We start from the raw sequence: 13,250 nt of genomic DNA, 5'->3' as shown, positions 1-13,250 counted from the left end.
GAGATCTTCAATCCACTTCCGAATCCCAGATCACCGTGACATCCCCCGAGAACGTCTTTGAAACCCCCTCGTGCAACATCTGTTCGACGTGTTCCCTTGCGATTTCAAAATGCAGGGTTCCAGGCTTGCGTTCGACATAAAAGCCGGGCTGAAACAACTCGGTGCCGCCTCCATCGATTCGCAGAGGACGGCGATTAACCGGCTGCCCTGACTCATCCGTCAAACCGTTGGGCAAACTCACACTGGTGTTCAAGGGCACAAGATCAGCGGATGTCGTGTCACGCACCGCGCAGTTATTGCCCACGACATACTGACATTCGAGTTGCATCTTGAACCGGGATGAAGCCGAAACATTGAACGTCTGGTCGCGGAATAGCCGTACCGGCTTGCGCCCCTGATTCAACCACGCTTGCCAACCACCTTGAGGCAGCAAAACAATTCGGTTCCCCCCCGGCGGGATGTCAACCTTCAGCGAATGTTGAACATCAAGGGTGAAATTAAGCGTGATTGCCGAGTCGTTTGGCAGCATGACATCGCCCATGTCGAAGTCACCACCAGGGCCCGCGCTGTAGGTCGTTGAACCTCGATATTCTCCTGAGGACATGGTCAGAGGGTTGGGGGTCTTGAGTTCATAAACGTATTCGACTAACCGGTGCTCGAACCAGGGAATATCCTTAGTTGGCACGACGCCGCAAGCCCCCGCTCCTTCAGGAATGAGCCAAAAGAAATACGCATGAGCCGTTCCGGCGATATTTATGTTGAGACCGGTACAAGGAGCAGGTGGTCTTATCCATGGATTACGCCAATAGCCGCCCGCCGGCGGTGTCCAGGCACTCACCCCAGGCGGCCTTGCCACGGTCCAGCTACCACCAATTCCGGCGATTCGCATCTCGACGGTCTCTTGTTCACCTGTGTGACTGTGGACGACGTCCACTGGACGCCAGCTCGACGGCACACGGAAGGTCGCCCCCTGCCTCGGATCGGTATGCCCGGCCGGAATTGGCTGTGTCGAACGAAATTGTAGGCCGGGCACCCGCAGGCTGAAGATGCCTAATCGCGCACAGGTGCTGGATATATGGTTTGGGCATACGCCACTTTGCGGCGTAGTGTTGACAAACTTGTTGACCAAGGGATTTGCCGGATCAGGCACGAACTTCGCGCTTATTTCCTGTACCACCGCGCCGACAGATGGGGAGTGCAGCCCGGCCAACAAACTACCCACCAACGAGAACGCCGCCATTGTTCCTGACGAAAAAAATAACTTCATTATGAATCAACCTGAAATTCCAACATGACGGAACCTATTGCCCCAAGCGAGATCCAGGAGCGATGGCCTCAAAAATCATATGAACACTGCCGTAATACTCACCGGGCTTGTAACCTTCTTGCGGCTTGACCGCAGCGATTTCCAACCACACCCGCCTGCCCGTTTTTCCGTCTACTTCCGAGACGACTTCTGCGTTATCCAATGTGAGTTTTGTCCTGTTGAAACTCACGTCCAATACGATGTTGTCGTTGTCCCTGCCATTGCTCAAATAAGGCTCCGTAGACAAACGGGCAACGATCCCACCATTGCTGTTTTTTACATCGAAGCTTTTACGCAGGCGACTTAATTCCTCAGTCGTCGAGTTCCAATCCAGTTTCTGTTCACGACCAAGCCACTCATGGTCCACTGGCAGCACGTAAAACTCAGCGGTCGGGATAGAGACCGACACTTCAAAGGTTTCGCGCTCTGTAATTGCGAATACATAAATGCTGTTCAGCAACAGAAACACCGATAATGTCATCGTTGTTAAATTTCTAAACATAGTGATGACCTATTACTTGCAGTTCGAGGACTATTAAAATGGTAACGCCAATCAGAAAAAAAACCTGAAATGACTCGGGCCTGGCTGGTTGACAGTCCATGGCACTACCCTCTCACTTCCAGTTTTTTAGTCGCAGTTCCTTCAATAACTGTGAAGCGATATTCACGGCCGGTCTGTTTTTCGAACTGGAAAGTCCGGCCAGCCAGAATGTGATGCTTGGTGGCGGGCAGGCAGTCCCGATCGTTTTTGACTGCACAATCCTTGAACTCGTCGACGATCACCACGCTATTGCCATTGTTGCGGATGAGATAATTCCCTGCTTCGTTCTCGATCACGCTGTCGAAGCGCGTTTCTTTGGGGCGAACAAAGAACACTGCACCGTAACCGGCCAGTATGGTGACCCCGGCAGACAGATTCTTCTTATAGTCCTCTCGCTCTTCGCTAGAGACCGCAAACTCGTCTTCCTTTTCGGGTACTACCGGCACGAAACGCACTCTGAAATACCGCTCCCTATCGCGCTCCCCCATGAACAAGAGGCGTGTACCCTGCATGCCATTAGCGGGAACAATCAGCCGAGCCGGGCTGGCCATCAAACCATCGCGAGCATCGGCATCGACCTGGGTCTTTAGAGGCACTTCCCGCGCGGTGCCATCGGCGTCATAGAGGATTTCGAGAATGTTTACCTTGACGAACGCGGTGCTGTCCCCTCCATTGAATACCCGCTTCAAAAAGGTACTCTTATCCCCGTCCAGATAGTCATACACGCTGCCGATGTTAATATTCGGAGCGGCATGGGCCGACGTGGTGAATACGTAAAAACCAAACACTGCCAACAGGCGCTTCATAGTCCTATCCCTCGTAAATCAATCACTTCAAACCGGTCATTAACCCGCTGACTGAGCCATAAAATTTGCATCTGCCACCGTATCGGGAGTGCACCGTAAGTCGCCGATCATCAACACATTGTTTTCAGTTCGCCCACGGCTAGTGTCCAGGCGGAACTGACATAGCAGTTGCTCTCCGTACCGCACTTCGAGGGTCGGTGAACCGGCGTTCATTTCCATGGAGAAGAACCCGTCCACTTCACTTACCCCACGGCTGGCGTGGTTGATGACGTGATGGCCCTTGAGCGGTTTGCCTTGGGGGTCGATCAAACGACCGAGGACGGTCAGGGTTTTGCTGACGGTGATCTTGCGGTAGTCAACACCGCCCTTGTTCAGGTGATAGCGAGTGCGTGGCGGCTGGATGCTTGCGGCCGGCGGGTGGTTACCTTCGAAGTCGAAGCTCACCGAACTGTTTTTGTAGGCGGTGATCGGGATGAAATTGCGGCCCGGTCGCAGGCTCGCGCTGCCGCCGCTCAAGTCGTCGGCACGCAAGGCAATGTCATCGAGGTCGGACTCGACGTCGACAATCATCCCGGCACCGGAACCTTGATGCTGGCTGGTCATGACGATGTGTTGGCCGCCCACGGCCACTGTGCTGTCGAGGTTCAAACCGCCGGTGAGGTTTTCATTGAAAGAGGAGCGTTGAACGAAGACATCGCCATTGATGGCGTCATTGCTGAAACTCGCGAGGCCGGAAAGACCGACGCCGTAGGTATCGGTAATCGCCGTGGCCGATACGTTTTGCAGCACATGGTCCTGCAGGTCCTTGCGATAGGTAAGCGAGGCGTTGTTGTCACGGCCACCGTCACGGGAGGTGCGAGTACCAATGCTACCCGACCACTGCTCGCCCGGCCCGCCAAGTGCCAGGCTGACGCTCAGGTCGACACCTCGGTTACGTTTGTCGCCACTGCTGAAACTGCCGGGGCGATCGAAGATCGAGAGGCGCCAGTTGGCATCGCTGCCGAACAGGTTGCCGCGCTGGGTCCAGCCGAGGTCAACACCAACACCTTCGATATTTCCATCGCTGTGGGAAACACGACCGTTGATCGAGCTTCTGCTGCTGACCCGATGATTCACCGATAACGACGAGGTGCTGGTCTGGCCGACAAACACATTGCGCTGACGCACCCGCGTGCCGTCGGGTAGGGTTTCGTAGGTGTTGGTGGTATCCAGCCAGCTACGGTTGTGGGTAGCGAATACGCTGCCGGCGCCATAGTTGTACATCGCTTGCAGGTCCATACCGGTGCCGTGGTCTTCGGTCTGATAGACGTTGGCGAACAAGCTGGTGTTGTTCGCCAAGGTCCAGTCGACCGAGGTGCCGTATTGCATCTTGTCTCGCACCTGGCGACCCGACACACCGAGAATCACCCGAGGGTGCAGCAGGAAGTTGACGGCGGCGCCGGCGGTCATGTCGCCATAAGCTTGCTCGTCCCAGTTGCTGAGCAACTTGCTTTCCTGGCCGGCGAACAGGTTATAGCGCCAGCGGCTGTCCTGATTGCGCCAGTTGGTGGGTTTGTATATCAGCTCTTGAGTTGTGGAAGTGATCTGACCGTCTTCGATCAGGCGCACTTCCACTTCGTAGATCCCGCCCGGCAGGGGGCGCGTATCGAGAGTTTGCAGGCCGGCATCCACCGGTTGGGTATTGATCAGCAAACCGTTGCGAAAGATCTCCACCGAGGCCTGACGGTTGGCGATGACGTAGATCGGGTAAACGCTGGGCTTGGGGCTGTTGATGGCCAAGCTGTCGGAGCTGCCGTACATCAGGCCTGCCGCCGTATCGGGGCTGGCGCCGAACGAACGCGGCTGACGGCTCAACCCTTCGGAGTTGGGGGTGAAATAGCCCAGACGCAGGAAGCTGCCTTCGAGTTCACGTTGGGTAAAAAGCTCGTGCACCGCGTGGTAGAGCTTATCGTCAGGGCCACCCAAACGTGCCAGTTGCATGTTCAGACTTTGGGTCCAGTTGCCCAGGCTACTGCTGGCTTCCAGGCCATAGCGTCCGCCGAGGTCTTGCTCCTGGCCACCGTTGAGGTTCAACTGATTACGCACGATCAAGCCGGTACTGCCGCCTTCGGGCAAATCGTAATACCGTTTGGCATCCGTATTGCGCTCGGCGTTTTCGGTGGCAATCGACACCAATGAATTTTGCAGGTTGTAATGCACGGCCAGCATCTGCTCTGGACAACTGCCTTCGCACGCACCAAGGGCGACGCCTTTCTTTAAGTAAGCGGCCCAGACCTCACGTTCGCTGGCAGAAATACTGCTATCGCCAACATCGGTAAATTCGAGCAGGGTAATTCGATCATCGCGAGATAACACAATCATCGCTTCACCCAGCAGTTGTTGATCAAGTTCCACCCGAACAGCCAATGGCACATCGAAGAAATGCTCTTCGAAGTCGGCCGGCAAACCTTTCGCTTGAGCAAGTAAGCTTCGGGGAGTAGTGACGTTATTAGCGGGCGCTGCCAATGCGCTAGCGCACAAAAAAAGCGCGAGCGCAGCCGCGATGGGAGTCATCGGGAACATCATCGGAATACTCTGATTACATAACAAGCCGACGCCAACCAGCCATCGTTCAATGGCTGGATGGCAGACGTTTCAACAAAGAATGCTTTATAAGAGCACTAGATCAATCAAGGCTTCAGTACAGGCTCGAACACCACCGCGAAGCTGCCAGCATAGTCACCGGTTTGAGTGGCGGTCGGGGGGGTGGTGGTCTTGATCCTCAACGTACGCTGTACACCCGCTACCGACTCGGTTTCGTTCACGATTTCCTTTGTGTTTTCGTCCACTTCGACGCTGCCGATAGAGACGGTCAACGGAATGCTGTCACGACCGTTATACAGTGCCACATCACCTTCCGTCAGAGCATTGATGGCACCTTTCGGATCTGTGTGCTTCAAGTTGAAGATGGCATCTACGGTAGACAGATCGCCACTACCTAGTTGAGTCATAACTTCATCTTGCCCGAAGTTTGGGTTTTGAGGCGCAGCATTGAAAAGAGAGGTTGGGATAAATGCCCTTACGTTAATCGAGGTTGAAATCGGCTCCACAGCAAATGCCATGGAAGAACTCAGTGTCAGAACAGCCAGAGGAGCAGCAAACGCGATTTTCTTGAACATCTTTCAGTACCTGTCTTTTAAAAGGATAAGCGCAGAAAGTTCAAGTTGAGCAAAACCGTCACGAGCAGCTATTTGCTCAGCTGAACTTTCAACGCCGAAAGATGATCGATCAATTTATCTGGAAAGTAAGCAGGAACGTTCCTGCAAGTGCGTAGCCAAAGTGCTATCACCCGGGAAAGAAAAAACCTGAAATAACTTAAAAACCAATGTCTGACTGTAAGAGAAATACTACAAACCGCACACTAACGGCAATGACAAGCAGAAACTAACGAAGTTACTTCTGTAAGACCAATACCACAAGCCCCGCATTTAACAGGCCAAAACCCAACATTAGAGAGTTAACACTAATTTCAGGTTTTTCACCCGCACTGATTACCACTATTTTTGCGGTTTTGGCGGGGTCATCGGCTCGTCGCTCGGGACGGCCACCGGTCAGGGGGGCTTGCTTTCTCGTTAAGATATATCTTAAGTTGTATCTAAACACGACGAGAGAAAGCAGAAATGAGAGACCATCATTCCCCCCACCGTGAACACGGCGACGGCCGCGACGGCTTCGAGAAACGCCCCGGACGTGAGCGCGGTGGTCGCGGCCCCCGGGTCTTCGCCCCCGGTGACCTGAAATTGCTGTTGCTGGCGCTGATCGCCGAACAGCCTTGCCACGGCTACGACCTGATCCGCCAGATTGAAGGCATGTTCGACGGCGCCTACAGCCCCAGCCCTGGTGTGATCTACCCGACCCTGACCTTTCTGGAAGAGAGCGAAATGATCCAGGGCGACGCCGAAGGCGGAAAAAAACGCTACAGCGTGACCGACGCCGGACGTCTGTCCCTGAAAGAGCAAGCCATCGCCCTTGAAGGTGTGCGGGTGCGCATCGATGTCAGCAAACGCTCGCTGCGCGGCCATGATCGCCCGCCCGAAATTCACGAAGCCGTGCATAACCTGCGCCACGCGCTGCAACTGCACCACGGCCGCTGGAGCAAGGAAGAAATCCGGCGCGTCGCTGTCCTGCTCAACGACACCGCCAAAGCCATCGTCGACGGCCCCGCCGTTCAACCCGTTCAGGAGAACGCCGAATGACTGAAGTCATCGCCTCAACCATTCACCGTGTCATGCACGAAATCAAACGCCGTCGCCTGGAAGTGTTGCGGGTGGTCGACCTGACTCCGCGCATGCGCCGGATTACTTTGGGTGGCCCTGAATTGGCAGGCTTTGTCAGCCTCGGCACGGACGATCACGTCAAACTGTTGTTCCCGCAAAATGCCGAACAGGCCGCGGCGCTGGAAACCCTGGTGCTGGGCGCCGGCAAGGACAATGGTCCGCTGCCTGAGATGCGCGACTACACCCCGCGTCGCTACGATCTGGACGCCCTGGAACTGGACATCGACTTCGTACTGCACGGCGACGGCCCTGCCTCGACCTGGGCCGAACAGGCCAAACCGGGGCAGTTCCTGCACATCGGCGGGCCACGGGGTTCGATGATCGTGCCTGACATGTTCGACAGCTATCTGCTGATCGGCGACGAAACCGCCCTGCCCGCCATTGCCCGACGCCTCGAAGGCTTGGCAGCCAATCGACGCGCATTGGTGATTGTCGAAGTGGAAAACGGCAAGGAGCAGCAAGTGCTGGAGAGCGCTGCCGAAGTCAATGTGATCTGGGTGCTGCGCGAAGGGGGCAAAGATCATTTGTTGAGCACGGTGCGCCAGATCCAGGTGCCAGCCGGCAGCCTGTACGCATGGGTGGCGACCGAGAGCAAAGTGTCGCGGCAGATTCGTCGGGTGCTGCTGGATGAGCACGGGCTGGATGAGCAGTTCGTCAAGGCGGTGGGTTACTGGAAACTGGGGGACAGTAACGAGGAGTGATCTGCTCGCTCAATCGCTGGTTGAAGACTTTGTGGCGAGGGGGCTTGCCCCCGTTCGGCTGCGAAGCAGTCGTAAAATCTGCTGATGCGGTGTTTCAGATAAATACTCATTGCAGCTTTTAGCACTGCTTCGCAGCGCAACGGGGGCAAGCCCCCTCGCCACAATCAGCGTTCACTTCCGGGCGGCACGCCACCGATCCAACCCAATCACCAGCAAGGCAATCACCACAAACCCCGTCAACAACCCGCCGGCATTGATGAACACCTGTGGATAACCCAGTTTCTCGACATCAATGAACGGGTAGGGATAAACCGCCAGCAAATGCCCGCGCAGCAGCGAATAGGCGAAGTAGACCAGCGGATAGATCACCCACAACCCGATGTGTCCCACCCGCAGCCTGCCCTTGGGCACGCAACTCCACCAATACACCAGAAACAGCAGCGGCATGACGTCGTGCAACAGTTCGTCGGCCAGCCATTGCCAGCCCTCGGGATGCCACAAGTGGCGCAGCAGCAGGTTGTAAGCGAGGCTCACCACGGCGATGCTCACGGCAATGCCACTACTGACCCACGGCTGCAAGAACCAGCGACGCGCCGCCGACTCGCGGGATGTCACTGCACAGGTCAGCACGGTCGCCACCAGGGTGTTGCTCAGTACGGTGAAGTAGCTGAAAAAACTCACCAGCCCGCCGATCAGGCTGGCGCCCAGCGTCCAGCGCGAATGGAAAATCAGGTACATCTGGATGCTCAACCCCGCCCAGCCGAGCATGGCAGCCACGACCACAAAACGACGGCGTAACACAGACGGGTTGACCATGTTCAAAGCGGTCGTTTGGTGCGCATCAACTTCACATACAGGCGCTCGACCTTCTCCCGCGCCCACGGGGTTTTGCGCAGGAACGTCAGGCTCGACTTGATGCTCGGGTCGCTCTTGAAGCAGCGGATATCGATGCGCTCGGCCAGCCCCGACCACTCGTAGTGTTCAACCAGCGCGTTGAGGATCTGTTCCAGCGTCACGCCATGCAGCGGATCAGTGTTGTGTTCGGTCATGCCGGGCCTTCAGCGATGTTGGAATGGGAAAGCCGCGCACCTTAGCCGAGGGCTTCTTCGGGTGGAAGCGGTCTGTTAAATGTAGGTGATCTTGGAGTCCTGGAATCCTGTAGGAGCGAGCTTGCTCGCGAAAAACGCAACGACGCCGCTGGGTATCCGGTTTGACGCGTTATCGTTCACGACCATCGCGAGCAAGCTCGCTCCTACAAAGAGCTAACTGTTACAAAATCCGAAACGATGCATGTCATCAAAAGCCCTTTCTCTATTTGTAACGGAACATTATCCTTGCGCACGCTTTAGCTGAAACGCTTCTGCCAGTCACTTCTTCCGCTCATCCCCCAGAAAAAGATCAAGAATTTCTTCCCTATGCCTGATTTGCGATTTTCGAAAGACAGCGCTGTCTTTAAGACTGTCTCTTGCCACAACGCCCTCAAACTGATCGGCGGTTTCACCGCGTTCGGCCTCGCCACCTGTGTCCAGGCCGCTCCGGCATTCGATAGCGACTCACCGTGGATGCTCGGCGACTGGAACGGCACACGTACGGAGCTGGCGGGAAAAGGCTATGACTTCAAACTGGATTACACCGGCGAAATGGGCAGCAACCTTCACGGCGGCTACGACCACGACCGCACCGCGCGCTACAGCGACCAGTTCGGCCTGGGCACCCACCTGGACTTGCAGAAGATCCTCGGCTGGGACGATGCCGAATTTCAGCTGACCATCACCGAACGCAGCGGCAACAACATCAGCAACGACCGCATCAACGACCCGCGTGTCGGCGGCTTCACATCGGCCCAGGAAGTCTGGGGCCGCGGCCAGACCTGGCGCCTGACGCAGATGTGGTATCAGCAGAAGTTCTTCGATGAAAAGCTCGACATCAAGGTCGGCCGCTTCGGCGAAGGTGAAGACTTCAACAGCTTCCCCTGCGACTTCCAGAACCTGGCGTTCTGCGGCTCCCAGGTCGGCAACTGGGCGGGCGACATCTGGTACAACTGGCCGGTCAGCCAGTGGGCGCTGCGGGTCAAATATAACCTGACGCCAGAGTTGTACGCGCAGATCGGCGCGTATGAGCAGAACCCGTCGAACCTTGACCGCGACAACGGTTTCAAGCTCAGCGGCAGCGGCACCCAGGGCGCAGTCCTGCCGGTGGAGCTGGTGTGGACGCCGAAACTCAACGGCCTGCCGGGTGAATACCGCGCCGGTTACTACTACAGTAGCGCCAACGCCACCGACGTCTACAAGGACAGCAATGGCCAGCCTGCCGCCCTGAGTGGCGAAGCCTATCGCAGCGCGTCGAGCAAACACGGCGCGTGGCTGGGCCTTCAGCAGCAAGTCACCAGCCTCGCCAGCGACCACTCTCGCGGCTTGAGCCTGTTCGCCAACGGCACGATGCACGACAAAAAAACCAACGCCATCGACAACTACGTCCAGGCCGGCCTCGTCTACAAAGGCCTGCTCGATGCGCGCGCCAGGGACGACATCGGCTTTGCCATGGCCCGCGTCCACGTCAACCCGGCCTATCGCAAGAATGCCGAGGCGACCAACCAGGCCAATGTTGTTTTCGACTACGACAATCCGTCCTACCTGCCACCTCAGGACACCGAATACAGCGCCGAACTCTATTACGGCGTGCACGTGACCAACTGGCTGACCGTGCGCCCGAACCTGCAATACATCCGCCATCCCGGAGGCGTGGACGAGGTCGATGACGCGCTGATCGGCGGGATCAAGGTCCAGTCGTCGTTCTAAAAAACACCACAACCCCCCCTGTAGGACCGAGCTTGCTCGCGATGGACGTCAACGATAACGCTGCGAGCCTGACACCACACGGCGCTCTCAGGTTCTTCGCGAGCAGGCTCGCTCCTACAAGGGACTAACCCGTTTTATATGAACCCTGCCCGCACAAGATCGTCATCTACAGTGAACTTGCGCGGGACTACTTGAAACGTCACGGAGAATCACACTATGAGCACTGATGGTGCCTTGAGCCGAAGCCGTCTATTGCCGACCCTGCTCGGCATATTGCTTCTGCTGATGGGCCTGGCCATGCTGGCCGGGGGGATCAAGCTGAGCATGCTTGGCGGCTCGCTGTATTACCTGCTGGCCGGTATCGGCATCGCGCTGAGCGGCGTCCTGCTGATCGCTGCCCGCCGCGCGGCTCTGGGCCTGTACGCACTGGTACTGTTCGCCAGCACTGTTTGGGCGCTGTGGGAAGTTGGCCTCGACTGGTGGCAACTGGTGCCGCGCCTGGCGCTGTGGTTCGCCCTCGGTGTGGTGATGCTGCTGCCGTGGTTCCGTCGTCCATTGCTGATCAACGGCCCTGTCCCTATGGGTACTGGCGCCTTGAGCGTGGCCGTGGTCCTGGCCGGCGCCACCGCCGTGGCCAGCCAGTTCACCCATCCGGGCGAAACCTTCGGCGAACTGGGCCGCGACACCGCGGACATGACCAGCACCGCGCCGCAGATGCCCGAAGGCGACTGGCAGGCCTATGGCCGCAGCGAATTCGGTGACCGCTACTCGCCGCTCAAGCAGATCACCCCGACCAACGTCGGCAAGCTGCAAGAAGCCTGGCGTATCCAGACCGGCGATCTGCCAACCGCTGATGACCCGGTGGAACTGACCAACGAAAACACCCCGCTCAAGGCCAACGGCATGCTCTATGCCTGCACCGCCCATAGCAAGGTGCTGGCGCTGGACCCGGACACCGGCAAGGAACTGTGGCGTTTCGACCCGCAGATCAAGAGCCCGGTGGGCTTCAAGGGCTTCGCCCACATGACCTGCCGTGGCGTGTCGTACTACGACGAAGCGGCCTACGCCAAGTCTGAAAGCGCTGCCTCCGCAGTGATTTCCGAGGCCGGCAAAGCCGTTGCCCAGGCTTGCCCGCGTCGTCTGTACCTGCCAACCGCCGATGCACGCCTGATTGCACTCAACGCCGACACCGGCAAGATCTGCGAAGGCTTCGGTAAAAACGGTGTGGTTGACCTGACTCAAGGCATCGGCCCGTTCACCGCCGGCGGCTACTACTCCACCTCGCCAGCAGCGATCACTCGTGATCTGGTGATCATGGGCGGCCACGTCACCGACAACGAGTCGACCAACGAGCCATCCGGCGTGATCCGTGCCTTTGACGTACACGACGGTCATCTGGTGTGGAACTGGGACAGCAACAATCCCGACGCGACCGAACCGCTGCCAGAGGGCGAACACTACAGCCGCAACTCGGCCAACATGTGGTCGCTGGCCAGCGTCGACGAAAAACTCGGCATGGTCTACCTGCCATTGGGCAACCAGACCCCTGACCAGTGGGGCGCAGACCGCACCCCGGGCGCCGAGAAGTTCAGTGCCGGCCTGGTCGCGCTGGATCTGGCCACCGGCAAGGTGCGCTGGAACTACCAGTTCACTCACCACGACCTGTGGGACATGGACGTCGGCAGCCAGCCAACCCTGCTGGACATGAAAACCGCCGACGGCGTGAAACCTGCGCTGATCGCCCCGACCAAACAGGGCAGCCTGTACGTCCTCGACCGTCGTGACGGCACGCCGATCATCCCGATCAAGGAGATTCCGGCTCCGCAAGGTGCCGTAAAAGGTGACCGCACCGCGCCGACCCAGGCTCGTTCGGACCTGAACCTGCTGGCCCCGGAACTGACCGAAAAAGCCATGTGGGGCGCCAGCCCGTTCGATCAGATGCTGTGCCGCATCCAGTTCAAGGAACTGCGCTACGAAGGCCAGTACACCCCGCCGTCGGAACAGGGCAGCCTGATCTATCCGGGTAACGTCGGCGTCTTCAACTGGGGCGGTGTTTCGGTCGACCCGGTTCGCCAGATGCTGTTCACCAGCCCGAACTACATGGCTTTCGTCTCGAAGATGGTGCCTCGTGCCGAAGTCGCAGCCGACAGCAAGCGCGAGAGCGAAACCGCGGGTGTGCAACCGAACACGGGCGCACCTTACGCGGTGATCATGCACCCGTTCATGTCGCCGTTAGGCGTACCGTGCCAGGCGCCGGCCTGGGGCTACGTGGCCGGCATCGACCTGACCACGAGCAAAGTCGTGTGGAAACGCAAGAACGGCACCAGCCGCGACAGCTCGCCATTGCCTATCGGCCTGCCACTCGGCGTGCCAAGCATGGGCGGCTCGATGGTCACCGCCGGCGGCGTCGGCTTCCTCAGCGGTACGCTGGATCAATACCTGCGCGCCTATGACGTCAACACCGGCAACGAGCTGTGGAAATCGCGCCTGCCGGCTGGCGGTCAGGCTACGCCGATGACCTACACCGGCAAGGACGGCAAGCAGTACGTGCTGTTGGTCGTCGGTGGTCACGGCTCACTGGGCACCAAAATGGGTGACTATGTGATTGCTTACAAACTGTCCGAGTAAGTTTTAGCGGCAGTCAGAACAAAGGCGACGCCCTCACAGGCGTCGCCTTTTTATTGCCACCACCGCCGTCCCCTGTAGGAGCGGGGGGGGGGGGGGGGGGGGGGGGGGGGGGGGGGGGGGGGGGGGGGGGGGGGGGGGGGGGGGGGGGGGGGGG

At 58.0% G+C, this 13,250-nt stretch carries 11 protein-coding genes; 4 read left to right on the top strand and 7 right to left on the bottom strand.

Annotated features, from left to right (window positions below; translation table 11 throughout):
• Nucleotides 1-7: 7 nt before the first annotated feature.
• From AC1Q6Y_RS11565 to AC1Q6Y_RS11545, 5 genes are all read right to left on the bottom strand, one after another.
• Nucleotides 8-1,267 carry a hypothetical protein gene (locus AC1Q6Y_RS11565; RefSeq protein WP_492624592.1) on the bottom strand — a complete coding sequence of 420 codons (1,260 nt, stop codon included), beginning with the start codon at nucleotides 1,265-1,267 and terminating at the stop codon, nucleotides 8-10.
• A 34-nt stretch (nucleotides 1,268-1,301) separates the two neighbouring features.
• On the bottom strand, nucleotides 1,302-1,775 hold the full coding sequence (locus AC1Q6Y_RS11560; protein ID WP_492624591.1) for a CS1 type fimbrial major subunit: 474 nt from the start codon (nucleotides 1,773-1,775) through the stop codon (nucleotides 1,302-1,304).
• Between the two features lie 137 nt (nucleotides 1,776-1,912).
• Nucleotides 1,913-2,653, bottom strand: coding sequence for a molecular chaperone (locus tag AC1Q6Y_RS11555; protein ID WP_340315400.1), 741 nt, complete (start codon nucleotides 2,651-2,653; stop codon nucleotides 1,913-1,915).
• 39 nt (nucleotides 2,654-2,692) lie between these two features.
• On the bottom strand, nucleotides 2,693-5,215 hold the full coding sequence (locus AC1Q6Y_RS11550; protein ID WP_492624662.1) for a TcfC E-set like domain-containing protein: 2,523 nt from the start codon (nucleotides 5,213-5,215) through the stop codon (nucleotides 2,693-2,695).
• 107 nt (nucleotides 5,216-5,322) lie between these two features.
• On the bottom strand, nucleotides 5,323-5,811 hold the full coding sequence (locus AC1Q6Y_RS11545; RefSeq protein WP_492624590.1) for a CS1 type fimbrial major subunit: 489 nt from the start codon (nucleotides 5,809-5,811) through the stop codon (nucleotides 5,323-5,325).
• Between the two features lie 501 nt (nucleotides 5,812-6,312).
• On the opposite strand from AC1Q6Y_RS11545, the gene AC1Q6Y_RS11540 reads away from it, so the two are divergent.
• Both AC1Q6Y_RS11540 and AC1Q6Y_RS11535 read left to right on the top strand, forming a co-directional pair.
• On the top strand, nucleotides 6,313-6,888 hold the full coding sequence (locus AC1Q6Y_RS11540; protein ID WP_057716251.1) for a PadR family transcriptional regulator: 576 nt from the start codon (nucleotides 6,313-6,315) through the stop codon (nucleotides 6,886-6,888).
• Nucleotides 6,885-7,670 carry a siderophore-interacting protein gene (locus AC1Q6Y_RS11535; RefSeq protein WP_492624589.1) on the top strand — a complete coding sequence of 262 codons (786 nt, stop codon included), beginning with the start codon at nucleotides 6,885-6,887 and terminating at the stop codon, nucleotides 7,668-7,670. Before AC1Q6Y_RS11540 ends, AC1Q6Y_RS11535 begins: the two co-directional genes overlap by 4 nt.
• A gap of 171 nt (nucleotides 7,671-7,841) precedes the next feature.
• Here AC1Q6Y_RS11535 and AC1Q6Y_RS11530 read toward each other — a convergent pair whose 3' ends face one another.
• Both AC1Q6Y_RS11530 and AC1Q6Y_RS11525 read right to left on the bottom strand, forming a co-directional pair.
• The gene (locus AC1Q6Y_RS11530; protein WP_492624588.1) at nucleotides 7,842-8,486 is read right to left on the bottom strand and encodes a Pr6Pr family membrane protein; all 645 of its coding nucleotides are present in this window, start codon (nucleotides 8,484-8,486) and stop codon (nucleotides 7,842-7,844) included.
• Nucleotides 8,487-8,488: 2 nt separating this feature from the next.
• Entirely contained in the window at nucleotides 8,489-8,719 is a 231-nt protein-coding gene (locus AC1Q6Y_RS11525; RefSeq protein WP_007985772.1) for a VF530 family protein, read from the bottom strand.
• Nucleotides 8,720-9,085: 366 nt separating this feature from the next.
• On the opposite strand from AC1Q6Y_RS11525, the gene AC1Q6Y_RS11520 reads away from it, so the two are divergent.
• Both AC1Q6Y_RS11520 and AC1Q6Y_RS11515 read left to right on the top strand, forming a co-directional pair.
• A complete protein-coding gene (locus tag AC1Q6Y_RS11520; RefSeq protein WP_492624587.1) occupies nucleotides 9,086-10,468 on the top strand; it encodes a carbohydrate porin in 1,383 nt (460 codons plus the stop codon).
• Nucleotides 10,469-10,684: 216 nt separating this feature from the next.
• On the top strand, nucleotides 10,685-13,096 hold the full coding sequence (locus AC1Q6Y_RS11515; RefSeq protein WP_492624586.1) for a glucose/quinate/shikimate family membrane-bound PQQ-dependent dehydrogenase: 2,412 nt from the start codon (nucleotides 10,685-10,687) through the stop codon (nucleotides 13,094-13,096).
• Nucleotides 13,097-13,250 lie beyond the last annotated feature (154 nt).

Source organism: Pseudomonas sp. GW823-FHT06E10, from assembly GCF_058794995.1.
Note: the sequence above shows the minus strand (reverse complement) of the source record. Positions and strands in the feature narration are given on the sequence as shown.

Excerpts from the sequence above, each read along its gene's own strand:
- AC1Q6Y_RS11530 (WP_492624588.1), bottom strand. The coding sequence starts at position 8,486 with ATGGTCAACCCGTCTGTGTTACGCCGTCGTTTTGTGGTCGTGGCTGCC.
- AC1Q6Y_RS11545 (WP_492624590.1), bottom strand. The coding sequence starts at position 5,811 with ATGTTCAAGAAAATCGCGTTTGCTGCTCCTCTGGCTGTTCTGACACTG.
- AC1Q6Y_RS11565 (WP_492624592.1), bottom strand. The coding sequence starts at position 1,267 with ATGAAGTTATTTTTTTCGTCAGGAACAATGGCGGCGTTCTCGTTGGTG.
- AC1Q6Y_RS11535 (WP_492624589.1), top strand. The coding sequence starts at position 6,885 with ATGACTGAAGTCATCGCCTCAACCATTCACCGTGTCATGCACGAAATC.
- AC1Q6Y_RS11520 (WP_492624587.1), top strand. The coding sequence starts at position 9,086 with ATGCCTGATTTGCGATTTTCGAAAGACAGCGCTGTCTTTAAGACTGTC.
- AC1Q6Y_RS11525 (WP_007985772.1), bottom strand. The coding sequence starts at position 8,719 with ATGACCGAACACAACACTGATCCGCTGCATGGCGTGACGCTGGAACAG.
- AC1Q6Y_RS11540 (WP_057716251.1), top strand. The coding sequence starts at position 6,313 with ATGAGAGACCATCATTCCCCCCACCGTGAACACGGCGACGGCCGCGAC.
- AC1Q6Y_RS11555 (WP_340315400.1), bottom strand. The coding sequence starts at position 2,653 with ATGAAGCGCCTGTTGGCAGTGTTTGGTTTTTACGTATTCACCACGTCG.
- AC1Q6Y_RS11550 (WP_492624662.1), bottom strand. The coding sequence starts at position 5,215 with ATGTTCCCGATGACTCCCATCGCGGCTGCGCTCGCGCTTTTTTTGTGC.
- AC1Q6Y_RS11515 (WP_492624586.1), top strand. The coding sequence starts at position 10,685 with ATGAGCACTGATGGTGCCTTGAGCCGAAGCCGTCTATTGCCGACCCTG.